The sequence below is a fragment of the Thiocapsa sp. C2-2m genome (genome assembly GCF_041903745.1).
In the GTDB taxonomy this organism is placed as follows: domain Bacteria; phylum Pseudomonadota; class Gammaproteobacteria; order Chromatiales; family Chromatiaceae; genus Thiocapsa; species Thiocapsa roseilacustris.
Map to the genome: position 1 here is coordinate 111,055 of NZ_JBBWVD010000007.1, position 23,982 is coordinate 135,036.

Genomic DNA, 23,982 nt, shown 5'->3' on the forward strand with positions numbered 1-23,982 from the left:
TCTCCACGGCCCGTCGTCGATCGATCGGTTGATCGGTCGGGTCGATCGAATGGTTTGGTCGGATGGGCCCTGTACCGGCCCGGCTCTGCCCGATGATCGTCGGCGTTCAATCCTCGAATCGGCAGGAGGTTATCATGCCACAAGCCCCCCGTAAGGCCAGTGCCCCGCTTACCGAGATCCCGACGGCGATGCGCAATCTCATCGCCGGTTATCTGGCCGTATCGGTCGGTGCGATCGCCCTGCTGTTGTTCGGCGGCGATCCATCGTCCGGAATATTTCTCGTCCTCTTTGCGCTACCATGGAGCCTGTTCGTAAGCCAGGTCAGCGGCCTGCTGGGAATCGACTCCGCCGCACTCAACCTTGCCTTGCTTGCAATCGGCGTCGGCATCAACGGTGCGCTACTCTATCTACTCGGTCGCCGCTTGCGCAGACGACAATGCCCTTCCTGATCAACTCGAGACCATCGATGGCACCCTGGATCTTTTTCGCGCGCGCTCCGCGCCTTTTGATCGGCGTCTTGGCGATAGTTGCCACGGCCGCATGCACCAATCACCTGCAGGAAAGAAATGTCATTCCGCCCACCGATCCGCAAGCACAGGCTTGCGTGGCGAGCTGCGACCTGAGCCGAAGCCAGTGCGAGCAGCGCCAGCGGGTGCGCGAAGACGAGTGTCGGATGCACTACGAGCGACTGTCGGCGGATCACGAGACCTGTCTCGCCACCCCGGGGGCGCTCTGCATCAAGCCCGACACCTGCCCGGCTGCGGAGATGACGATCTGCGCGATTCAATACGAGGAATGCATCGTCGGTTGCGGCGGCACCATCGAGACACGGTTCTCGATGCCCCGCGCGCCGGGGACCTGATCGCAGGCGATCGGATCCGCTTCGAGACGGCGGACGCGATGCTGCGGCCCGCGTGTGTCAGCGAGCCGTCTGCTTGGAGATCCCCTCCAGGTCGACCCCATCGGGCGCCCGGATCACTGTTTCGCACCGATCCCTGTCGAGTCCACCGCGTTCGAGGGAATCGCGTATACAGCATGATTTTTGCTTTCTTTTTCTCGTTACCCCTAAATCAGCCTTGAGGATAGACAATGAACGACACCAATGTGACCTGGCATGAGCATCAGGTCTCTCGCGAAGATCGCGAAGCGATGAAGGGTCACAAGGGCTGCGTGCTCTGGTTCACCGGGCTCAGCGGCTCGGGTAAGAGCACGATCGCCAATACGCTGGACCATCGGCTCCACCAGCAGGGCATCCACAGTGCTGTGTTGGACGGCGATAATGTTCGCCATGCCCTCAACGCCGGTCCCGGGATGCTCCGCGAGATTCACGGCGAGGATTTCGCTCAGCGTTTCGGCCTTGGATTCTCCGCAATGGATCGTGAGGAGAACATTCGCCGAATCGGTGCGGTCGCACACCTCTTTGCACAAGCCGGGGTCATCGCCCTGACCGCCTTCATCAGCCCCTATCGTGCGGACCGTGAACGGGTCCGGCGCGCCATGCCGGAAGGCGACTTCATCGAGGTCTTCGTCGACACGCCCATCGAGATCTGCGAGACACGCGACCCCAAGGGGCTTTACAAAAAGGCACGTGCCGGGGAGATCAAAGGCTTCACCGGGATCGACGATCCCTATGAAGAACCGACCGCAGCGGAGCTGCAGCTTCATGCCGGCCAGAACCCGCCTGATGTCCTGGCCGACGAGGTGATCGCCTACCTGCGCTCGAGCGGGATCATCCTGCCGAGATCCTAACGCCGCGGGCCGCAATGCAAACCGATTCGAGACATCGAACAACGCCATAATCGTAGGATGGGTAGAGCGCAGCGAAACCCATCCTCCCCGCGCCGATGTCGCTCGCAGGAAGCACGTCATGTCGTGACATGGATGTCGCTGCGCCGCTTGGCCAAGGGAGGCGTTGCAGCTTGGAGGATGGGTTTCGCTGCGCTCTACCCATCCTACCTTTTAGGGTGCCTCAGTGATCAACCCTTCTCCAGCAGGCTCCGGAGATCGATGATCGCCGCGTTCGCACGCGAGATATAGGACGCCATCACGAGGGAATGATTCCCCATTGGACCGAATCCGGTGCCGTTCAGGATAACCGGGCTCCAGATCGAATTTTGGGTATTCTCAAGCTCTCGGATGATCTGCCGGAGAGAGACCAGCGCATTCTTATCGTCCAGCACCTTCTCGAAGTCGATCGACAGGGCTTCAAGGCTGTGAAGCAAGGCCCAGGTGTAGCCGCGCGCCTCGAAGAAAACGTCGTCGATCTCCATCCACGGCGTCCTGTTTTCGCGCTCGCCGACGGCCGGGTTTGCCTGCCGCGCGCTTGGGTCACCCGCAAGTGACGTATCCAAATGGGCCTGCCCGACGGCGTAGGAGAGGCGTTGCGCCAGGCTGCCCAGACGTTTTTCCGCCACGGCAAGATAGGATCTCAGATTGTCGGATCGCGCGAAAAACTGCCCGTCAGAGGCGTTGTCGTCCCTAAGGCGTTCGAAATATCGGTACATGGCAGCAATGCCGGTGCGATATTCGGACTCCGTCGACGGAAGGATCCATGACTCGGAATCGTAGCTGAACTGTGGCTCGGCCACCTGAAGATCCTTGTCCTCAACCGATTGGGTCTGGGAGCGGGAGAACTCGTTGCGCATCGCTCGCGAAAGGTCCCGCAGCTCGGTAAGGGCACCGAACTCCCAATTCGGAATATTGTCGAGGAAGACGCCCGGAGGGGTCATATCGTTGCTCAGATAGCCGCCGGGTTTATCCAGGAGCGTTTCCGCGATACCGATGGCAGCGGCGGTTGTGTAGCTGCCGGTCACGAGTCGCGCCGAATCGCTCCCGTTGCCGCCAGCCAAGCTCGCTGCCTTTTCCCGGATATCGAAGGTCGCCGGCGAGCGAGACCAGAAGATCGCGAGGATTGTGATCACCAAAAGGTAGGTGACAACGAACAGCCCTGCTGTCCACCAGAGTCCCTTCTCGCGCCAGGTCCGCGGATCGTACAGCTTGACGACTTCGGTCACCGACTTCGGCAGGTGCGGCTTCTCCATTACATTCTCCGTGTTGTCTCGAGCTTATGCATTCGCGGGCCTGCGATGACGCTCGGGAACCGCGAATCGATTTCGGCCTTGGGGCCGCGCCGATGCTTGCCTGTCGCCGAAGGCCCGCATCGGCCCATCGAGCTGGGCCGATGCGGAAACCTCGACCTAACGCATGGGAGTGAAGGGATTCATCCAACGCGGTATGGGTTGGACAACAGGCGATGTTGGAGCCACCTCCGTGACCGGAGCAGGCACAGCCGGCACGATAGCGGCCGGTGCCGGGGTCGGAGCCGGTGCCTCTGCCGCGACGGGTGCCTCTGCCGCGACGGGTGCCTCTGCCGGAGCAGGTGCCTCTGCCGGAGCAGGTGCCGCTACCGGAGCAGGTGCCTCCGTCGGAACGGGCGGTGGTGCCGACGTGACGGGCGGATCGCTCGGCACCGACGCCGAATCGGAGGACCCAGACGTCGCGGCCGGCGGCGCCTCGACGACCTCCGCCTCGATCATGTGCGCTTCGGCCGATGCCGGATCCGTCGCCGGAGGCTCGGAAACGGGCTCCGCGGCCATCGGCATGACGGCCACCGGCACCTCGATGAGGGAGTCCGGGGTCGTAGGCACGGGATCCGCAGGCGCAGCCGGCTCCTCGGGCATGCTCTCCGCGACGGCAGACTCCTCCACGGGCGCAGCTGTTGGCGGGCCCGAGACGACCGGAGCAGGCGCATCGGGAAGTGCCGGGAGCGTCGGATGCGCTAGGGAAGGCGCTGCCGCAGGGCTCGGCGGAGCCGTCGTCTTCGAACCCGGGAGGGGCGCGAAATGCGGCATCCGGTACTCTTGCTGCGGGCGGACCGCCGGAGGCGCGGGCGTCACCTGGGCCGGCTCTGCGGAGCCCTCGGCAACCGGCTCGGCAACGGGCGTAGACTCTTCGGCCTCGACCTCAAGGACTGTTGCGACCTCGACCTCGGGTTCGGAAGCCGGCTCGACCGCACCGGAGTCCACCTCCGGTACGGATTCGGGCGCCGACGCAGGGGCTACCGGCAAAGGCGCAAAATGGCTGGCGCCGACTGCCTCCGACCGAGCGATCTCGGGCTCCGGGGCCGCCTCCTCAGCAGGAACGGGTTCTGCCGGCTCGGGCGCAGTTGCAGGCTCGGCGGCGCTCACCGCGGGGGCAGGCTCGGCTGCCGACGGCGGCGATGCCGTCAGGGCCACGGTCCCGATCGGGGCAATATTGGATGCCACTTGAACGGGGGAAAGCGGCGCGGGTTCCTCGAAAGGGTCTGCAAGCGTGACGTACAGGGTTCCGACAACAGTCACGACGGCCACGGTCCAGACGGACGTCTTACCGATATCGATAGTCGCCAGTTTTGCTCGTGCTTGTGCGAGCGTGGCCACGACCTCTTTCATCAGGTTGATCCTCGTGTGGGACGGTTAAAAATGGATTTGGTCATAAAACCTGCTTAGGCTGCCTGAATAGACGCGCGGGTTCAAGGGACAACCACAATCGAGCGGCGATTCCTCGCTTGTCGGCGATGTCGTCCGGCCAATCGCCGAGCGAAGGTCGCGCGTTCGAGGACTTTGATCCACCAGCGACGCAGCGGCCCTTTCCTGCAGTCGATCGCCGCACGCGACGCCGAGCTCGACTGCCGCAGGCCGGGCGCCCCCGGTATACTGCTGCGGATGATGCCGTCCCGCCAGGACACCCGCACCGGCTCACGCGCCGGATCCGAAGATCGGTGACCCGGTCTCAAGCTCACACCAAATCAATGAAGGCTGCGGCCACCCGTGATCCCTATGGCAACCAACCCTCTCTTAGGTGCCGGATACCTGCTCGAAGGCATCCGGCTGATCGCCCGGCCCGGGTTGCGGCGATTCGTCGTGATCCCGCTGGCGGTGAATATCCTGATCTTCTCGGCGGCCATCGCACAGGGTGTGCGGATGTTCGAGCAACTCCTCGCCGCCCTCGACGTGCGTCTTCCGAGCTGGCTCGGCTGGCTGGATTGGATCCTTTGGCCCTTGTTTGTCCTGGTCCTGCTCGCCGTGGTCTTCAACCTCTTTGCCTTGGTGGCCAACCTGATAGCGTCGCCTTTCAACAGCCTCTTGGCCGAAAAGGTCGAGCGGATGCTCACCGGACGCCCGCTCGATCAGGGCAGCACGCTCATGAGCGTCATCGCGGACACCGTGCCGACACTCATCGACGAGATGAAAAAAATCATTTATGCCCTCATCCTCGCAATTCCTTTTTTGCTTCTGCTGCTCGTCCCCGTCGTCGGACAATTTCTCTGGCTTCTCTACGTTGCCTGGATCCTCGCTGTTCAGTATTCGGATTATCCAATGGGAAACCACGGGATGAAGTTTCGGGAGATGCGTCGGCGTCTCGGTCGCCACCGCGGGATGAGCCTTGGTTTCGGGGCTTCCGCGGCCATGCTGAGCATGGTGCCCTTGGTCAATTTCATCCTGATGCCGAGCGCCGTTGCGGGCGCCACCGCCATGTGGGTTCGCGAGCTGAAGGGCGCGAGCCGTTACCAAGGTGCGACCCAGTCCCGCGTTGCGACACGCTGCGTCCTGCTCGAGATCGACCACCTCTCGGGCCGGATCGGCGGCGAAGTGCTGGCCGGACCATATGCAGGGAGATCCCTCGATCAGGTGCCGACGGAGGATCTCGTCGAGATGCTCAATGGCTGCTACGCGAGCGACCCCGAGTCGGCCGAGGCGCTTGAGGTTTACCTCGATCGCGAGCGCGGACGCAAGACCCCGGAGGCACCGCACCGACGACACGCCGAGGCGCCGCGCGCACCGATCGAGCGCATGCCACCGGAGGAGGCCCGCGCCATCCTCGGGATCGGCCCGGACGCCGATCCGCAGGAGGTTCGCGACGCGCACCGGCGCCTGATCCAGCGACTGCATCCTGACCGGGGCGGCTCGGACTATCTGGCCTCCAAGATCAATGAGGCGAAACAGGTCCTGTTGGATTAAACCGCACCGACTCCAACAGTCGTCAAGTCGGCCGAGGCCGATCCGATCCGACCCGATCAAAAAACATCGCATACCGCGCTGGGCGCGGTTTAAGGCGATTTCCGGGAATGAGCATCCCGGCCGTGCATGCCTCCAATGGTTACCGGGCGACTAAAGTCGCCCCTACATGTTGGTCGATGCATTCCCGGAAATTACCTAACCCCATCGTCGAGTGCTTCGGATCGGGTGTTTTGCCGGACCCCGGATCCGGTGTACCAACGACCCGAAGCCACGTCAACGGCGTTTCCACTGCTAGAGGCACAGCTCGCCCATGTTCGTCCGAATCCTGCTTGTGTTGATGGTGCTGGCCGCAGTGATCGGCGCCCTCGCCTACATGAAATATCGCCAGATCCAGTCCGAGAGTGCGATGTTCTCGCAACCCATGCCGGCACCGACGGTGACCGCCGTGACGGTCGAGACGACGGCCTGGGAGCCGACCCTGGAGGCGGTCGGCACCCTGCAGGCGATCCAGGGCGTGGAGGTGAACAACGAGGTCGCCGGACAGGTGACGGCGATCGCGTTCGAATCGGGCGCGATGGTCAAGAAAGGGGACATCCTCGTCAGGCTGGCCGATGAGGTCGATCGCGCCGACCTGGAGGGATTGCAGGCCGCGGAGCGCCTCGCGCAGATCAAGGTCGACCGCAATCGCTCGCTGCTCAAGGACCGTGCCGTCGCCCAAGGCGACTTCGACGAGATCAGCGCGCAGCTCGATCAGGCCCGCGCGCAGGTGAAGGCTAAACAGGCGACGATCGAGAAGAAGACGATCCGCGCGCCATTCGACGGACAACTGGGCATCCGTCGGATCGACCTCGGGCAGTTCCTTGCCGAAGGTTCCTCGATCGTCCCGCTTCAGACCCTGGATCCCGTGTATGTCGACTACGCCCTGCCCGAACGTCACCTGGGGCTTCTGCAGGTCGGGCAACAGGTGCAGGTGCGCGTCTCCGCGCACCCGGACCGGATCTTCGACGGGATCATCCAGGTCATCAGCCCGGGAATCGACCAGGGCACGCGCAACGTCCGGGTCCGTGCGGGCCTGAGCAATCCGGACCTGGCGCTCCGCCCCGGCATGTTTGCACGGGCGGCGACACTCTTGCCGCGCGAGGACGCCGTGCTGACCATCCCGCGTGAAGCCATCGCCTTCAATACATACGGCGACGCGGTCTTCGTCATCCGGGAGGAGGACGGCAAGACGCTCGTCGAGCGCCGCCAAGTGCGCACCGGCGCGGTACGCGGAAACGAGATCGCGGTGCTGGATGGACTTGCCGAGGGCGACCGTGTCGTCTTGTCCGGCCAAGTCAAACTCAACAACGCTCAAGAGGTCCGGATCGTCGATGCAGTGGGCGAGGCGCCCGCGGCCGGGACATCCGAGCTCGAGCCCGCGCCTGAATCCGAGCCGCCCGAATCCGATCGGGATCCCGAGGACACGGCGACATGAAGTTCACCGACATCTTCGTCCACCGCCCGGTCCTGGCCACCGTCGTCAGCCTCTTGATCTTCATCCTCGGCATTCGCGCCTTCCTCGACCTGGAGATCCGTCAGTACCCGGCAACCCAAAACACCGTCGTCACCATCACCACGGCCTACCCGGGCGCCAGCAGCGACCTTGTGCAGGGCTTCATCACCACGCCGCTGCAGCAGGCGGTGGCCGAAGCCAACGGGATCGAGTATCTGGTCGGCACCAGCACGGCAGGGGTGTCGGTCATCGAGGCAAACATGCGCCTCAACTATAACCCCAACGCGGCCGTCGCCGAGATCCAGGCGAAGGTCGCCAGCCGTTTGAACGTCCTGCCCGAAGCCGCGCAGAACCCGGTGATCGACTCCACGACCGGCGACTCGACCGCACTCATGTATCTCGCCTTCTACAGCGAGGAGATGACGCTGCCGCAGATCACGGACTACCTGATCCGGGTCGTGCAGCCTCAGCTGCAGGCGCTCGAAGGCATCGCCAAGGCCGAGATCTTCGGCGACCAGACCTTTGCGATGCGGATCTGGCTCGACCCCGCACGCATGGCCTCGCTGGGTGTCAGCGGCGACGAGGTCGCCCGTGTGCTCGCCGAGAACAACTATCTCGCCGGCATCGGGCGGCTGCGCGGGGATCAGGTCCAGATCGATGTGTCGGCCACCACCGACGTCAGTCGCGTCGAGGACTTCCAACGCCTGGTCGTGCGCGCCCAAGACGACACCCTGATCCGTCTCGACGACATCGCCGAGGTCGAGATGGGTGCCAAGACCTATGATTCCGCTACGCTTTACAAGGGCATCCCGGCCATCTTCATCGGCATCGAGCCCGCACCAGGCTCCAATCCGCTCGACGTCGCCGCTCGGGTGCAAGACCTGATGCCCGAGCTCGAGACCCAGTTCCCGGAAGGGCTGAAGGCGTTCGTGCCCTACGACGCCAGCGAGTTCATCCAGGACTCCATCACGGAGGTCTTCAAGACGCTCGCCGAAGCCGTGCTGATCGTGCTGCTCGTCATCTTTCTGTCGCTCGGCTCGGTCCGTGCCGCCCTCGTCCCCTCGGTCGCCGTTCCGCTCTCGATCGTCGGGGCCGGGTTCCTTATGCTGCTCCTGGGTTTCTCGATCAACCTATTAACATTGCTGGCGATGATTTTGGCCATCGGGATTGTCGTCGACGACGCCATCATCGTGGTGGAGAACGTGCACCGACACATCGAGATGGGCAAAAGCGGAACCCAGGCGGCCATCGACGGCGCGCGCGAGCTGGCGATGCCCATCATTGCCATGACCCTGACGCTGGCTGCCGTCTATGCACCCATCGGATTCATGGGCGGGCTGGTCGGCTCCCTCTTCACCGAGTTCGCCTTCACACTCGCCGGCGCCGTGGTGGTCTCGGGCGTCGTGGCCCTCACACTCTCGCCGATGCTCGCCGGGCGTGTCCTGCACGCGGGCAGCGAGCAAGGCCGTTTCGAGCAAGGCGTGGAGCATGCTTTTACCAATCTTGCACAGGGTTATCGGCGCCTACTGCACCGCTGGCTTGAGTATCCGGGCGTCACGCTGTTGGTCGCCGTCGTTATCTTGGGCGCCATCTACGGAATGTACTCGATGACCAAAAAGGAGCTGGCCCCGACCGAGGACCAGAGCATCCTCTTCTTTATGGGCACCACGCCCCAGACCGCGACCGTCGATCTCAATCTGCGTTATATCGACGAGATGCTGCCGATCTTCGAATCCTTTCCCGAATACAAGGAGAGCTTCATCATCGCCGGCATGGGCGGGGACCAGAGCATGACCTTCGGCGGCTTCAAGATGTCACCGCCCTCGGAGCGCGAGCGTGGCCAGATGGAGCTCCAGCCGCAGCTCCAAGGCATGCTCGGCGAGATCACCGGGATGCAGACCGTCGTCTTCCCGCGGCCAAGTCTGCCGACACCGGGCAACGGGATTCCGGTCGAGTTCGTCGTGTTGTCGGATCGCCCCGTCGCCGAGCTCGACGGCCTCGCGGATCAACTGCTCGGCAAGGCGATGGCCAGCGGCAACTTCATGTTTCTGAGCAAGGACATCAAGTACGAGCGACCACGCACCGTCTTGGAGATCGATCGCGACCTCGCCGGTGATTTAGGGATCAGCATGGCCGATCTCGGCCGCAGCCTCTCGGTGATGCTGAATGAGGACTATGTGAACTGGTTCAGCCTGGAAGGCCGCAGCTATCAGGTGATTCCTCAGGTCGCACAGCGTTTCCGCAACGATATCGGCGAGTTGCAGGATTTCTATGTGCGCAACGCCGCGGGCGACCTGATCCCGCTTTCGGCGCTGGTCGAGATCCGCAACGAGGTCGAGCCCTCCAAACGCGTCCAGTTCCAGCAGCTCAACGCCATCACGCTCTCGGGCGTCATGACGCCCGGCGTGCCCTTGGGTGCCGCCCTTGCCTATCTGGAGCAAGAGGCATCCGCACTCTTCCCGCGCGGCGTGCGCTGGGACTACAAGGGCGAGTCGCGCCAGTTCAAGACCGAGGGCGCCGCACTCGAGGTCACCTTCTTCCTCTCGCTCCTGATCATCTATCTGGTGCTGGCCGCCCAGTTCGAGAGCTGGCGCGACCCCTTTATCATCCTTATGTCGGTGCCGCTCACCATCGCCGGCGCCCTCGCTTTCCTCTTTCTCGGCTTCGCGAGCGTCAACATCTATACCCAGGTCGGGCTCATCACACTCATCGGTCTGATCGCCAAGAACGGCATCCTGATCGTGGAGTTCTCCAACCAGTTGCGCATGCGCGAGGGTCTTTCCAAACGCGACGCGGTCGAGCAGGCCTCGGCGATCCGGCTGCGCCCGATCCTAATGACCACGGTCGCCATGCTGGTCGCCATGATCCCGCTCCTCACCGCGACCGGTCCCGGAGCGGTCAGCCGCTTCGACATCGGGTTGGTGATCGTCACGGGGCTGGGCATCGGCACGCTCTTCACACTCTTCGTGGTGCCGGCCTTCTATATGCTGCTCTCGCCGGATCGGCATCGGACCCTCGGCGTCGTCCGTCCCGAGATCGATGCGGCCGAGTCCCGGTCGTAGAGACTCCCTTCAGCCGGACATCATGCGCTTCGACGCCGTCGATCACCTCGCCCAAGCGCGCGCGCCCTTGGGATGACCATCGGCGCGGATAACGACCGCAGCGGCAATCTCCGGTTTCGGCTCGACAACCACCAGCGATGCACCGAGCAAGGGACCCGCGACCGTTTTGCGCACTGGTTTCAGGCGATGCTCGCCGCCGGCCGAGCAGTTGCCATTCGGGTATTTCAGCGATGCCAGGGCAGTAGAGACGGCCGCGCTCCCGTCATGGCGAGGATCACCTCCCGCGCCTCCCGCGCTGTCGCCCACCAACGCCCGGGCGGTGGCCCATTCGACTCCCTGCAATTTCGCATAGACGGCCACGATGGCGACCTGTCGGTGCGCGGCGTTGACACCCGCTTGGGTTTTGCACACGATCTGCCGCATCGGCTTTACAAAGACTGATCCGGATAGGGAATACCGAAACGAGGGAGAACGATGTTTAAGATGTCCTGTGCCCACAGTCTCGATACCGACATGTCCGTCGCCGCCGCATCGCTCGCCGACCAAGCATTGGCCGACCTAGACGGGCACTCCCCGCAGGCCGGACTCGTCTTCTCCACCTTCGGTCTCGATCATGCCGAGCTGCTCGCCGGACTCGCGGATCGCTTGCCGGGTTGTTCGCTCCTGGGAGGAAGCTCTTACGGCGAGACTTCGCGCGATGCGGGATATCGACTGGGTTCGTCCCTCTTGATCCTGTTCGCCAGCGACACCGTAGCGATCCGGTCCGGCGTCGTGCGTGATCTCACGGCCGAGGATGAGGCGGCCAACTTCCTGATTGCCGCTCGAGAACTGGAAGCGGTGCGCAATACCCCCGATCCACCCTGCCTATGCCTTCTGTTTCCCGACGGAATGAGCCTGGACGGCGATGCCGTCGTCCGGGTGTTCGGGAGCCTGCTTCCACGGACCAGCCTCTTCGGCGGCGCGACCGCCGAGAACTTTCGCCTGAATGGCACCTGCCAGTTCTTCGAACGCGAGATCTTGCAGCGCTCGGTCCCCTACATCCTCTTCTCCGGCCCGCTTCGCTACAGTTGGGCTGTCACCGAAGGCTTGTCCGCGGGTTGGCGCCCGGTCAGTGCGCGCCTGGACGCCACCTGCGACGGCAACCGCATCAAGACGATCGAGCGCGAGACCGCGTTCGGGTATCTGTCCTCCCGCTATCCACTGGATCACGGCTATTGGTCGCTCATCCATCCGGTCGCGGTCTATCCGGACCCTCAGAGCGAGCAGCACAGCCTACGGGACGTGATTCGTTACGACGACAAATGCGGTTCACTCGAATCACTCCAGGGCTTGCCCTCGACCTGTCAGATTCAATTCACACAACCTGATCCGGACGCCATCCTGCTCGCCGCGCGTCGAAATCTTCAACAAGCGCTGACGCGATACCCCGATCTCGCTTCGCCGGCCGGTGCGCTTTGGTTTTCTTCCGCAAGTCGCGCTCTCGTCTTGAAACAACATCCGGAAAGCGAGTATCGCAAAGCGACCGAACTGCTCACTCCGAGCCTTGCGATCGCAGGTTTTTATACGTATGGCGAGATCGCACCCGCGGGACCCTGTTGCGAGCCTGCTTATCACAACTGTAGTCTGATGATCCTCTTGCTCGGCGAAGAACCACGGCCGTCTAAGGGCGTGTTCGCGTCTCAAGAAGCCATTTCGGAGGCGAACCTGCTGCAGGAGAACAAGCGCCTCACCGAAACCCTCAAGGCGACCGATGCGCGCTTGGAGCGCACCCTCGCCGCCCTGGATGACTGTCACGTCTTGGAGCGTCTCGACACCCATTGTCGAACCGAGCAAAGCCTATTCTACAGGGCGCGGGCGTTGGATCTGCTGTGTCAGTTGTTGGACACCCGCTTCGAGGACGTCCGACGCCTCGCATTCAAGGGGAGTCGACCGCGTCTCAACAGAAGCGGGCTGGCACGGCTGATCGACGCGCAGCATCGACGCCGTTACGAGGAGCCGTTTCCGTTGTCGATTGCGCATCTAGCCCGACTCTTGAGTCCCGTCGAGAACACCGGAGACTGAGCAAGCCGGCAAAGGTCGGTTGGGACGAGCAGTACTTGGAGAAGCCCCTGTTTAAGCGGCCACAAACCGCAGGCCAGAAGATTCCATCGATTCATCCGAATATTAGTCGCGGTTGATGCGATTGCCCTGCCCGAAAACACTCGCGGCCAGGAGACTCATTCGCGATATCCCATGATAAAAAAACCTTAATAAAAAAGAAAATTCATGGATTTGCGCCATGGTTATTGGCGAACCCTTGGCTGGAATTTTTTTTGCGATGAAAAAGTCGGCGCGAACCCCGAGAGCTTAGACTGAAGCCGGTCGTGCCCTAACCCACAGGATGGAGTAGACATTTGATTTTTTCATCAAAGTCTTACGTCAGATCCATCCTGCGAATCAGGGCACTATCGACTGAAGCATCCATGCACCGCCATCATTAAATTCTACCGAGGATCGAGTATGAATAAGACCGGACGCTTTAAATCGAACTTGCGAGTTTTCCTCCTTATTGTTTTTTGCTTTGTCGGCATTGGTGTGTCAGACTGGAATCATGCCGATCGATCATCGGGAGATCAGAGATTGGTCTCGCCCGGTCAGATCGACATGCCGGGTTCAATTCCATGGTCCGATCTCGGGAACCACGTACTTTCGCAAGGGCTTTTGGTCTTAGCCGACACCCTGAATATCGATGAATGTCCGGCGCATTATGCTGACGATAGTGTAACCCCCGATCGTGTGGTGCTGCAGTGGATTGCCTTCACGTACTATAAATGGAAGGAATACGACCTTGCGAGCGGAAAGACCTGTGTCGTCATGGAGCAGCCGAGCGAGAAAATCTTAACTCTCAACGAGACGGAGATCCTCTTTAGCGCTTCACGCGCCGGACTGAGTGCCATGGATACCGCCGTCGAGTTGGATACCCGTCCGGTCGATCCATGGGATCCTACCCTGTGTTTGCCGCCGATTCCCCAGCCCATCGTCACGCCAAGTGACCTGGAGTCGGATGATGATGGCAAACCCCACCAGGGTGTCAGCTCTCCCGTCAACGATAGTTCAAATGTAGAGCTATCGTGGGAGGATTGCACCCTGGCAGCCGAAACGCCGGAGACCGTCATCGGGACCGACGATCGCCAACGGGTTGGTAGTGGTGCCACAAGCTACCCCTGGAACACGATCAGCTATGCCTCCTTCAAACAAGCGGGCTCGGGTTATCGAGCGACCGCTTTCTTGGTCAGCCCATGGGCGGCTTTGACCAATGGTCATGTCGTTTGGGATCAGGCATCCGGCTCCTGGTCGACCGACATGGTCATCTATGCCGGACAATATGAGAGCGGTGGTAGCGTCGTTCGGCCCTATGGCTCCCGCGCCGCCTACCAATTAGCCACCAATACCGGATACACTGGCGGCTCCACGGATGCACAGTACGACTATGCCACAGTCCGTATTACATCATCCTTTGCAGGAATCGGAACCTTCATGCCGGTCGTCTTCTCCGGCTGGGATATCGACAACAACACCACCACGCTTAATCTGGCTGGATATCCGGGCACGGCACAAGGGGTTTCGACTTTAGATCAATGGTTCGACGCTGACACCAGCTCCTCGCAGACCACCACGACCGTTGCTCGCTACCTCATGGACAGCAGTGGGGGCAACTCGGGCGGACCGGTTTGGATTTTCAGTGGGGGCAATCGTTACGTCGTGGCAATTCACTGCTGCGGCGGGACGACGACCAACGCCGGGCCTCGCTTAGGAAGTCACAACCAAGCACTGATCGAGAGCTGGGTGTCTTGGACGCCGCCCGACAACTACACCTTGACCGTCAATTCCTCCGGGGCCTCGAACGTACCCATCAGCGCCAACCCAAGCACCTACGCCGGCACCACCAACTACACCAAGAGCAACATCGCCTCGGGCACCTCGATCGTGCTGACCGCTCCGGGCACGGCAGGCAGCGCCACCTTCAGCAGTTGGAGCGGCTGTAACTCCACCTCCGGAACCAGTTGCACGGTGTCGATGACGTCCAACAAAACGATCACGGCCAGCTATTCCGATTCCGATTGCTCGGCTCAGACAGCCCTTGCCCGGCAACCCGATCGCAGCGGGATGCTGGATTTACTCTACCAGGTTCGTGATACGGTTCTAGCAGCCTCGCCGGATGGGCAATGGCTTACGGATGCCTACTACAAGCATTCCAGCGAGGTCAGCGCACGGTTGGTCGCAGAACCGAGGCTGGGGTTACAGGCGCTCGGGGTGGTTCGCACGCTCCGCCCAGCACTTGAGCAAGCGGTGGCCGGTCGCAAGCCGCAGCTCAACGTCCGTGAGTCGGCGGCGATCCGTGACTTTGCCCGCGCCCTGCAGAGGGGTGCAAGCCCCGAGCTGGCGGCGGACTTGGAACACTTCCTCTCGATGGACTGGGGAAGCCTCGCGCGCTGAGGCGATTTCCGGGACGACAACGACCACCGTGATCAGCCCGGGCTGACGGGATTGCGCCCGTCAGCCCCGGGTCCGATCGTTTCTGAATGACTTCACCCCGCGCCACGCCACCTGGATGCCCCGGATCGAGATCTGACTCGGGATCCTCGCCGGAAAGGTCATCCGCCGCGGCAACTTCACCTATCAGGTGGATTCACGCACACGGAGCATGGACTTCATCGACGACGTCAACGCCGCCATGGCCAAGCCGCTCAAGTGGACCGATCAAGAAAGCCGTTGGTGGCCTAATGTTTGGAAGTGATCGCCTGGGTCCTCAAGGGTGTTGACGCTCTCGTTTTCGATCACCCGGCGTGAGCAGTGGTCCTCGCGCCGGGCCGCGCCCGGGGGGATCGCCAAGTGACACGCCGCTCCGAATGACGGCTTGCAGCACGTCGCACCGAAGACGCTTCCATCGCGAAAACAGCAGTTTGAATCCGACTCAAAAAAGTTCTTCGCAACCGGTCGGCGAGGCACTAAACTTCCAGGGTTTTAGCCAGACTCGGTGAGGCCGTTTCCGATGTGTGCGCCTTCCCCGTCCTGTGTCGACAACAAGAACGGGAGAAGCCTTGATGAAGCGCGATCGCGTGACGACAGGTTCCGATCCCTCCAACGGAGTGCGCGTCATCATGAAACCAAACATTATTTTCAGCACGTTTTTTGTATGTCTTCTTGCAACCTTTGGTTTCGGGATAGCAGGGGACGATGTCGAAGATGCCATCGAGGTCATGAATCACCCTGTCGAATTGACCGACATGGCGAAACAGGCTGGCGCCCACTGGATGATCCGGGGGGTCGAGGTTGACGGGCTAGGTCTTGCCGACCTTCGACTTGAGCAAGTCGAGGTCTTCGCAGCAGACGCCAAAATTATTATCAACGATGGAATCGGCGAAACCATTCAAGATCCACCCGGAGCTCGTTTTCTGCGCGGGGAGATCGACGGATTACCGGGATCCATCGTGGCGCTAATGCAGGCCGAGGATGGCAACCTCAGCGGATTGATGACGGACGGGAGCGCCGTATGGGAGATCAAACGACCATCGACCGACTCGCCGCTTGAGACGTCGGCGATCGATGCCGACACAGGTGGTCTCGACAAACCATTCGTTTGTGGTCAAGAGAAGCTTCCAGAGGTTCCGGGGGCTTTTGAGCATCTTCCATTAAGTGGCTTACCCGACATCGAGGCGCTCCCTGCCGATCAACTCTATCAAGCGACCATCTCCATTGAAACGGATTATGAGCTGTATGAGCGATTCGGCAGTACATCGGCAACGACAAATTATATCGGTAACTTATTCAACTACATCAGCGGAATTTACGAGGTCGAGTTACAAACACGCCTCGGGCTAGGCAATGTCTACCTGTGGACAACTTCGGCTGATCCCTGGGTGGAAACAGGTAGTACGACATGTCGGTTGTACGAATTCGGGCGGTATTGGCGTAACAACCGCGCGAGTGTTCCTCGCACGCTCGCGCACTTTCTGAGCGGACGTGCACTTGGCGGCGGAGTTGCTTGGCTGGATCAGCTGTGTCAGCCAGCCCGCAGCACCACCCAATCGACCGGTTGCGCGACCGTCGGAAGCGATCTCGTCTACGGCGGCTTCGGAGTCAGTGCAAACCTTAACGGAACCATCGGTACGCCTGGCGCACCGGCTTGGGACGCAGTCGTCGTCGCCCACGAGTTGGGCCATAACTTCAGCTCACCTCATACGCACTGCTACCGCAACATCGGCGGAAGCTCCAACCCGGTAGATGCTTGTTGGAACCAAGAGTCGGGAGCCGGTTGCTGGGCAGGAGCCACAGGTCTTCCCGGCGTCAACGCGCTGAGCGGTGGTACAGCGAGCGGACGGAACGGCACAATCATGAGCTACTGTCATCAGCAATCTGGGGGAATTGCCAACATCGCCGGCACTCTCGGGCTCGGACACCTCTTCGGAGTGAATGCAGCTCGCGTCCCCAACATGATGGCCTCGAGTGTCGCAGCGGTGGCTTCGGCAAACCCAGCCTGTATCCCCGTTGTCAACATTTCGACCAACTTCACCCTCAGCGTCAACTCAAGTGGCACCTCCGGGGTCGCCATCAGCGCCGAACCGAGCACCTACGCCGGCACCACCAACTACACCAAGACCGGTATCGCCTCGGGCACCTCGATCGTGCTGACCGCCCCGAGCACGGCGGGCAGCGCCAATTTCAGCAGTTGGAGCGGCTGCAACTCGACCTCCGGAACCAGTTGCACGGTGTCGATGACGGCCAATAAGACGGTGACCGCTAACTTCAACAACCCGCCGCCCGGCTACGCCTTGACCGTCAACTCCTCCGGGGCCTCGAACGTACCCATCAGCGCCAATCCGAGCACCTACGGCGGCACCACCAACTACACCAAGAGCGGTATCGCATCGGGCACCTCGATCTTGCTGACCGTCCCGAGCACGGCGGGCAGCGCTACCTTCAACAGTTGGAGCGGTTGCAACTCCACCTCCGGGACCAATTGCACGGTGTCGATGACCGTCAACAAGACGGTCACCGCGAACTTCAGCTCATGCCCGGGTCAGACAGCCCTTGCGCGGCAACCCGATCGCAGCCGGATGCTCGATTTACTCTACCAGGTTCGTGATGAGGTTCTAGCGGCCTCGCCGGATGGGCAATGGCTCACCGAGGTTTACTACAAGCACGCCCGCGAGGTCAGCGCCCGCTTAGCCGCGGAGCCACGGCTGGGGCTAAGGGCGCTTGAGCTCGTACGCATGCTGCGCCCCGATTTCGAGCAAGCGGTGGCCGGTCGCAAGCCGCAGCTCAACGTCCGTGAGTCGGCGGCGATCCGTGACTTTGCCCGCGCCCTGCAGAGGGGTGCGAGCCCCGAGCTGGCGGCGGACTTGGAACACTTCCTCTCGATGGACTGGGGAAGCCTCGCGCGCTGAGGCGATTTCCGGGAAGGCAACGACCACCGCGATCAGCCCGGGCTGACGGGATTGCGCCCGTCAGCCCGGGTGCGATCGTTTCTGAATGACTTCACCCCGCGCAGGCCGCCTGGATGCCCCGGATCGAGGTCTGGTTCGGGATCCTCGCCGGATAGGTCATCCGCTGCGGCAACGCTACCTCTCGACCTGATTGACTTACCCGGATCATGGACTTTCTCGACGACGTCAACACCACCATGGCCAAGCCGCTCAATCTGATCTGCATCGCAATCGGCGCCATGCCCGCGCCGCTCCCGGTCGGACTGATCGAGGCCAAGCCGGAAACAGCCGACCCGCTGAGCGGTATGGAGCAAGGCAAGGGTTACGGGGACTGCCGCCGCTTCAGCATCCACTACATTCTCCCACCAACGGCCACCGTTACGGCGAGTTCGACAAGATCAGCGGCCTCACGACTGGCCCGCATGACTTCGATCTCTTCCCTACCCACGCCGAGCTGGTCGAGCGCTATGCCCGCGACACCGGCATCGACCTGAGCGAGCCCGCGGCAAACCTCCTCTTCACGTCCGACAGCCCGGCATACGCCGAGACCCCCCGTCACTATCAGAGCGCCGCCATCCGCGCCGTCATCGCCAAGATCCTGCACTGCGAGCGCGATGGCCTCCCCGCACGCGTCCTCTTGGTGCTGGCCACCGGATCCGGCAAGACCGTTGTCGCCGCCAATCTGCTGTACCGTCTAAATCAGGCCGGGCGCCTCACCAAGCCAGCGCTCTTTCTCTGCGATCGCGACGAGCTCCGCCAGCAGGCCCTCGGCAAGCTGCGCAATGTCTTCAAGGACGCCGCGCGGATCGTCACCTCCGATCGCGGCGAGAACAGCGCCCGCAACGCCCGGATCCAGATCGCGACCTATCAGACGCTCGGGTTCGACGACGACGCCAAGGATGTCGCCAGATTCCTGACCCGACACTATCCGGAGCCCAACAGCTTCAGCGTCATCATCATCGACGAATGTCATCGCTCCGCTTGGAACCGCTGGCGCGTGGTCCTGGAACGCAACCCGGACGCCATCCAGATCGGGCTCACCGCCACCCCGCGCCAGTTGCGCGAGCCCAAGCGCCAACGCCGCGAGGATCAAGCAGCTTTGCGCGAACGGTGGTCCGGAGCAGAAGGTTATCGTCTTCTGCACCCGCGACCTGCACGCCGACCGCGTCGCCATGCAACTCAACAACCGCTATGCCGAGTGGTGCAAGGCGCACGAACAGACCCCCAAGGACCGCTATGCCATCAAATGCACCGAGCAAGGCGGGTCCGAGCTGATCGAGACCTTCCGCGGCTCGGGTCAGCGCTGTTTCATCGCCTGCACCGTCGATCTGCTCGCCACGGGTGTCGATATCAAGCGCCTCAATGCCGTCTGCTTCTTCCGCTATCTCGACTCGGCCATCCTCTTCAATCAGATGGTCGGCCGCGGCACCCGCATCCACAAGAACACCGCAAAGTACAAGTTCTGGCTCTACGACTACACCGGCGTAACCAGCCTCTTCGGCACCGATCTGTGTCGGCTCGACCGACCGCCGGTGGAGGTGATGCGCGAGGCGGAGGGGAGGCTGTTTTCGGTATGAAGATGGTCCCGCTCGGAACGCTTGCCGACGTACAACTCGGGAAGATGCTCTCCCCGAAGTCCAAGACGGGCACGTCGCCGTTTTCTTACCTGCGTAACCAAGACGTGCAATGGAGGCGGATCAACGTAACGGGTCTCCCAACAATGGACTTCTCCGACAAGGAGCGGGCTAAGTTTGAGCTGCGTCCCGGTGATCTACTCGTGTGCGAAGGCGGTGAACCAGGCCGTTGTGCGGTCTGGCATGGTGAGATCGAGCGCTGTTACTTCCAAAAGGCTCTGCATCGCATCAGGCCGAACGCTGGCCAGATCGACACGGAATTCCTCATGTATTGCCTCCGTCACCAGGCGGCGACCGGCGCTTTCGAGCACCAAAACGCGAAGACGACAATCGCTCATTTGCCACTCACTCGGCTGCTGAATGTCTTGGTTCCGGATATTTCGTTGGAAGACCAGCGGCGGATCGTCAAACGGCTCAAGACACAACTCACCGCCGCTGAGGACGCCCGTGTCGCCGCCGAGGCCCAGCTCAAGGAAATCTAGCGCCTGCCGGAGCGCATCCTGCCGACGGCTTTCGGGGAAGGCCAGCGAGCGGCCTGATCCGATGACTCCGGTCGAGCCTGTCGCAGGGCACTGAGCAGTTGACGCCGGCACCGCTCGAGATGCCTCTCACGGAGACACGGAGTGCACGGAGATTTCGAGATCTTTCCGTCGTGTTCTCCGTGTCTCCGTGTCTCCGTGTCTCCGTGTCTCCGTGTCTCCGTGAGAGATCTTAGGCGAATTCCGGAAACGGCTATGCCAAGCTGCGCACCGGAGCGCTCCACGCCAAGCCGGCCGTAGGTTGTGCCGAGCCGTGCGAGGCACAACCAACCGCCGGAGGAAGTTGTGCATCCTATCGTCAGCACAACCTACAGGTATGGAATTACTCGGAAATCGCCTTAAATGCCCTCCCGTTTGCCCCCTCGCGATGCTTGATATACCGTCAAGCCCTGTATATCCAAGCAAGGTCTCGACGTCCATGCAAATCTCCAAATGGGGCAACAGTCTCGCCGTGCGTCTGCCCGCGGCGGTGATCGAGGCCCTGGCGCTCAAGGAGGGCGACGACATCGAAATCGTCGTTGCCGACGAGCGCCGTTTCGAGGTCCGACGCAAGCCGACCCGACCCGAGCTGCTCGAGCGCTTGCGGGCCTATCGCGGGCGACTCCCGACCGACTTTCGCTTCGATCGGCTGGAGAGCCACGAGGACCGCGGGTGACTGCGGAAACCGATTTTTTCTACACCCATGTCGTTCTCTCTCTGCTGAGCGAGGACGAGATCAAGGCGAACCGGGCCGAGGCCCTCCTCGCGGCCGGTGGGACGATCAGCGTGCAGGTCTTGAATGAATTTGTCAGCGTGGCCCGCCGCAAGCTCGGATGCGATTGGGCGGAGGTTGGTGACATCCTCGAAACCATCCGCGCCCTGTGCCCGGTGCAGCCTTTGACGATCGAGGTCCATGATCTGGGTCTGCGGCTTGCCGAGCGCTACGGTCTCCCGATCTATGATGCCATGATCGCCGCCAGCGCCCTGGATTGCGGCTGCACGACCCTCTGGTCGGAGGATTTCCAGGACGGCCAGACCCTCGACGGACGGCTGCGCGTCACCGACCCTTTCGTCACCAGCCCGGGGCGTGCCTAAGCCGTGCCTCGATCCATCCAATCACTGGGCTCGCTGTCCGCCTTCGTTAAAGGCGTCTGCGATGTCATGCGACGCTCCAATTGCGCGAGCGCGTTGCAGTACGTCCCGGAGCTGACCTGGATCCTCTTTCTGCGCATCCTCGACGCGTAGGAGGAGTGCGAGCGGATGGCCGCCGAGATCCCGGGCCGGGATTTCACCCCTGCGCTGGTCTCGCCGTATCGCTGGCAAGACTGGGCGGCGCCCTACTCGGACGCGCCGGATCATCCGCTCACCTCGGACGGGCGTCCGCAGGGTTGGAAGCGTCGGGAGCTTATCGCACTCGGCGACGGACGTCTGATCAACTTCATCAACAAATCCCTGCTGCCCCATCTGCATCGACTCGATCTCAGTTTGGACGGCACCCCGAACCCGTCCGCAAGCCGGAAGCAGCGGATCCTGGGACGCATCATGACCGCGGTCGAGCGCGTGCGGGTGGACTCCGAGACCAACCTCGCCGATATCCTCGACCGGGTACATCGTCTGAGCATCGGTCACATTGACGATACGCACTTCTTCACGCTGTCGCAGGTCTACGAGGATCTACTGCTGAAGATGGGCGAGAAGAACTCGGACGGCGGTCAGTTCTTCACCCCGCGCGAGGTGCTCGACGACGACCAGCTTCCCGACAGTGTGCTCCGGCTTCCGGCGGAGGGCGTGGCCGAATCGACAGAGGAAAGCGAAGCGATCGACACAACGTCGATGACGGCGGCCGACGCGGCACAGAGCCAGCCCTTCCCAACCTTTGCACGGCTGCTCGCTTCACGCGGAACGGCGGACAGCGAGAGCCCCTTGTCCTGGACGCTCGACATCGCGGCCCGACGCGAGAAGGCGCGCGAGGAGATGACGCCGCACCTCAAGGAGGCCGCACGCCAGAAGGCACTCGCCATCACCATTCGGAGCGAGCTTGCCGTGTTGCGGCGAGCCAAGGCGCCAAGCAAAACGATCGAGCCAATCCTGAACCGACTCGCGGCTGCCGAGCGCGAGGCCCAGGCCAAGGCCAAGGCAGATGCGATCGACGCGGCCGTCTTCGATCTCAAGGCCGTCAACCCGCGTGCTCGATCGGACCGTGACAATCGTACCCCCGAGGCACGCACCCAAGGATGCTGGCTATCGGAGCGGCGACCGACCGATTCCGCCGGACTCCCAGTCTCTGCGCGGCCCGTGATCGCCTTGCCTGGTTGGTATGTCACGCAGGCGACCGCGCACGCCTGTGTCGCAGCAACCGTTGAAACCAGCCGGCGCATCCTACGCCGCTTTCCGCACGATCTCCATGCGCACCTCGTCATAAGATACCCCGCAAGGCTCGCCTCGCAAGCGTGCGTTGGCGCCGAGACGAGGTTGTGCTTCCGACTTTAGGGGACGGCCGCTAAGATCGATCGGCGCGCCATGGCCCGACGCGCGCGTGACGCATCCCGGACAGACGATCAAGGCCGCTCTTCGATCTGCAGCGTCGGAGGCGAATGGTCGAGAGCGGCACTACACTAAGGCCATTAGCGATGGAGGAACGGAAGATGCAGATTGAGATGTTCGACTATCGCCCGGCGGATGGATGGGGCATCGAGACGTTTCCGGCGATGGATTCCGAGCAGACCTTGGTCCTTGCCTTCGGCGACAGCGCCTTTCTGGACGACCCGGCGCCCTTTGCAGCCTTGCGGTCCGCCTATCCGAAGGCGCGCTTGATGGGCTGCTCGACCGCCGGCGAGATCAGGGACACGCAGGTCCAGGACGGGACCCTGGTCGTGGCCGTGGCGCGCTTCGAGGACACACGCCTTGAGACAGCTGTGGTCCCGGCGGGCTTGAGCAATCGCTCGAGGGAGACCGGCATCGCTCTCGCCGAACAGCTCGCCGCGCCGGACCTCAAGGGTATCCTGGTGCTCTCCGATGGATTGCACGTCAATGGTAGCCAACTGGTCGACGGGCTCAACGCGGTGCTGAAGGGCTCGGTGATCGTCACCGGCGGCCTCGCCGGGGATGGCGACCGGTTTCAGCGGACCTGGGTGCTGGATCAAGACCGTCCCGTTGAGCTGACCGTGGCGGCCCTGGGCCTTTACGGCGAGCGGGTGCGGATCGGGCATGGCTCCAGGGGCGGTTGGGACATCTTCGGCCCGGAGCGTCGCGTGACGCGCGCCGCGGGCAATCAGCTCTTCGAGCTGGATGGTCGCCCCGCACTGCAACTCTACAAGGAATACCTGGGCGAGTTGGCATCGGGTCTGCCGGCGACAGCATTGAGGTTTCCGCTCGCCTTGCGTGCCGATGCCGGGGACGAGAAGCGCTTGGTGCGCACCATTCTCGCCGTCGACGAGGAAGACGGCTCCATGACCTTCGCGGGGGACATTCCGGAAGGCTCTCTTGCGCAACTGATGCGGACAAACCTCGACCATTTGGTGGACGGCGCCGAGGATGCCGCCTTGATGACACGCAACAGCGGCTCGAACGGTGAACGGACATTGGCGATTGCGATAAGCTGCGTTGGGCGCCGAATGGTACTCGGCGAGCGCGCGGACGAGGAGGTCGAGGCCACGCTCGAGGCATTGCCGCCCGGCACGCGCCAGGTCGGCTTCTACTCGTACGGCGAGATCGCGCCTTACGCCTCCGGCGCGTGCGACTTGCACAACCAGACCATGACCCTGACGACGATCCATGAGGTCTAGGTCCGCGACGGCCGGAGACTCCATGG

20 protein-coding genes and 1 pseudogene are annotated in these 23,982 nt (G+C 62.4%); 18 read left to right on the forward strand and 3 right to left on the reverse strand.

From position 1 onward, the window contains the following. The first annotated feature begins 134 nt into the window (after nucleotides 1-134). From AADX97_RS07215 to cysC, 3 genes are all read left to right on the forward strand, one after another. Nucleotides 135-449, forward strand: coding sequence for a hypothetical protein (locus AADX97_RS07215; protein ID WP_374233137.1), 315 nt, complete (start codon nucleotides 135-137; stop codon nucleotides 447-449). A gap of 17 nt (nucleotides 450-466) precedes the next feature. Then, nucleotides 467-862, forward strand: coding sequence for a hypothetical protein (locus tag AADX97_RS07220; protein ID WP_374233136.1), 396 nt, complete (start codon nucleotides 467-469; stop codon nucleotides 860-862). Nucleotides 863-1,089: 227 nt separating this feature from the next. Beyond that, nucleotides 1,090-1,749, forward strand: coding sequence for an adenylyl-sulfate kinase (gene cysC, locus AADX97_RS07225; protein ID WP_374233134.1), 660 nt, complete (start codon nucleotides 1,090-1,092; stop codon nucleotides 1,747-1,749). Nucleotides 1,750-1,976: 227 nt separating this feature from the next. On the opposite strand, the gene AADX97_RS07230 is transcribed toward cysC, so the two are convergent. Together AADX97_RS07230 and AADX97_RS07235 are read right to left on the reverse strand one after the other, a co-directional pair. Continuing rightward, nucleotides 1,977-3,041, reverse strand: coding sequence for a DUF2333 family protein (locus AADX97_RS07230; protein ID WP_374233133.1), 1,065 nt, complete (start codon nucleotides 3,039-3,041; stop codon nucleotides 1,977-1,979). A 156-nt stretch (nucleotides 3,042-3,197) separates the two neighbouring features. Continuing rightward, entirely contained in the window at nucleotides 3,198-4,430 is a 1,233-nt protein-coding gene (locus tag AADX97_RS07235) for a hypothetical protein (RefSeq protein ID WP_374233132.1), read from the reverse strand. A gap of 387 nt (nucleotides 4,431-4,817) precedes the next feature. Here AADX97_RS07235 and cysZ point away from each other — a divergent pair, with 387 nt between their 5' ends. The 3 genes from cysZ to AADX97_RS07250 all read left to right on the forward strand — a co-directional run bounded on the left by cysZ (nucleotide 4,818) and on the right by AADX97_RS07250 (nucleotide 10,553). Continuing rightward, nucleotides 4,818-5,999, forward strand: coding sequence for a sulfate transporter CysZ (gene cysZ / locus AADX97_RS07240; protein WP_374233131.1), 1,182 nt, complete (start codon nucleotides 4,818-4,820; stop codon nucleotides 5,997-5,999). Nucleotides 6,000-6,309: 310 nt separating this feature from the next. Continuing rightward, complete coding sequence (locus AADX97_RS07245; RefSeq protein ID WP_374233129.1) at nucleotides 6,310-7,473, forward strand: efflux RND transporter periplasmic adaptor subunit; 1,164 nt, start codon at nucleotides 6,310-6,312, stop codon at nucleotides 7,471-7,473. Next, nucleotides 7,470-10,553, forward strand: coding sequence for an efflux RND transporter permease subunit (locus AADX97_RS07250; protein WP_374233128.1), 3,084 nt, complete (start codon nucleotides 7,470-7,472; stop codon nucleotides 10,551-10,553). The genes AADX97_RS07245 and AADX97_RS07250 overlap by 4 nt, the downstream gene beginning before the upstream one ends. A gap of 42 nt (nucleotides 10,554-10,595) precedes the next feature. Here the strand turns inward: AADX97_RS07250 and AADX97_RS07255 are convergent, their stop codons facing one another. After that, the gene (locus tag AADX97_RS07255) at nucleotides 10,596-10,964 is read right to left on the reverse strand and encodes a hypothetical protein (RefSeq protein WP_374233127.1); all 369 of its coding nucleotides are present in this window, start codon (nucleotides 10,962-10,964) and stop codon (nucleotides 10,596-10,598) included. Nucleotides 10,965-11,036: 72 nt separating this feature from the next. On the opposite strand from AADX97_RS07255, the gene AADX97_RS07260 reads away from it, so the two are divergent. From AADX97_RS07260 to AADX97_RS07315, 12 genes and pseudogenes are all read left to right on the forward strand, one after another. Beyond that, a complete protein-coding gene (locus AADX97_RS07260) occupies nucleotides 11,037-12,614 on the forward strand; it encodes an FIST signal transduction protein (RefSeq protein WP_374233125.1) in 1,578 nt (525 codons plus the stop codon). 438 nt (nucleotides 12,615-13,052) lie between these two features. Continuing rightward, a complete protein-coding gene (locus AADX97_RS07265; protein WP_374233124.1) occupies nucleotides 13,053-15,029 on the forward strand; it encodes a hypothetical protein in 1,977 nt (658 codons plus the stop codon). 608 nt (nucleotides 15,030-15,637) lie between these two features. Further along, complete coding sequence (locus tag AADX97_RS07270; RefSeq protein WP_374233122.1) at nucleotides 15,638-17,980, forward strand: M12 family metallo-peptidase; 2,343 nt, start codon at nucleotides 15,638-15,640, stop codon at nucleotides 17,978-17,980. A 206-nt stretch (nucleotides 17,981-18,186) separates the two neighbouring features. Beyond that, nucleotides 18,187-18,513: a hypothetical protein gene (locus AADX97_RS07275; RefSeq protein WP_374233281.1), complete on the forward strand. Its 327-nt coding sequence runs from the start codon at nucleotides 18,187-18,189 to the stop codon at nucleotides 18,511-18,513. Between the two features lie 104 nt (nucleotides 18,514-18,617). Then, nucleotides 18,618-19,025 (forward strand): annotated as a pseudogene (locus tag AADX97_RS07280) (DEAD/DEAH box helicase family protein); the annotation flags it as partial. Between the two features lie 124 nt (nucleotides 19,026-19,149). Beyond that, entirely contained in the window at nucleotides 19,150-19,596 is a 447-nt protein-coding gene (locus AADX97_RS07285) for a helicase-related protein (RefSeq protein ID WP_374238595.1), read from the forward strand. Further along, the gene (locus AADX97_RS07290) at nucleotides 19,593-20,135 is read left to right on the forward strand and encodes a restriction endonuclease subunit S (protein ID WP_374233272.1); all 543 of its coding nucleotides are present in this window, start codon (nucleotides 19,593-19,595) and stop codon (nucleotides 20,133-20,135) included. The genes AADX97_RS07285 and AADX97_RS07290 overlap by 4 nt, the downstream gene beginning before the upstream one ends. A gap of 475 nt (nucleotides 20,136-20,610) precedes the next feature. After that, nucleotides 20,611-20,847, forward strand: coding sequence for an AbrB/MazE/SpoVT family DNA-binding domain-containing protein (locus AADX97_RS07295; protein WP_374233121.1), 237 nt, complete (start codon nucleotides 20,611-20,613; stop codon nucleotides 20,845-20,847). Continuing rightward, on the forward strand, nucleotides 20,844-21,266 hold the full coding sequence (locus AADX97_RS07300; protein WP_374233120.1) for a PIN domain-containing protein: 423 nt from the start codon (nucleotides 20,844-20,846) through the stop codon (nucleotides 21,264-21,266). Before AADX97_RS07295 ends, AADX97_RS07300 begins: the two co-directional genes overlap by 4 nt. Nucleotides 21,267-21,269: 3 nt before the next feature. Then, a complete protein-coding gene (locus tag AADX97_RS07305) occupies nucleotides 21,270-21,416 on the forward strand; it encodes a hypothetical protein (protein ID WP_374233118.1) in 147 nt (48 codons plus the stop codon). A gap of 15 nt (nucleotides 21,417-21,431) precedes the next feature. Further along, on the forward strand, nucleotides 21,432-22,661 hold the full coding sequence (locus AADX97_RS07310; RefSeq protein WP_374233117.1) for a hypothetical protein: 1,230 nt from the start codon (nucleotides 21,432-21,434) through the stop codon (nucleotides 22,659-22,661). Between the two features lie 155 nt (nucleotides 22,662-22,816). After that, nucleotides 22,817-23,956 (forward strand): FIST signal transduction protein, encoded by a 1,140-nt coding sequence (locus AADX97_RS07315; RefSeq protein ID WP_374233115.1) that lies wholly within the window; start codon nucleotides 22,817-22,819, stop codon nucleotides 23,954-23,956. Nucleotides 23,957-23,982: the final 26 nt, after the last annotated feature.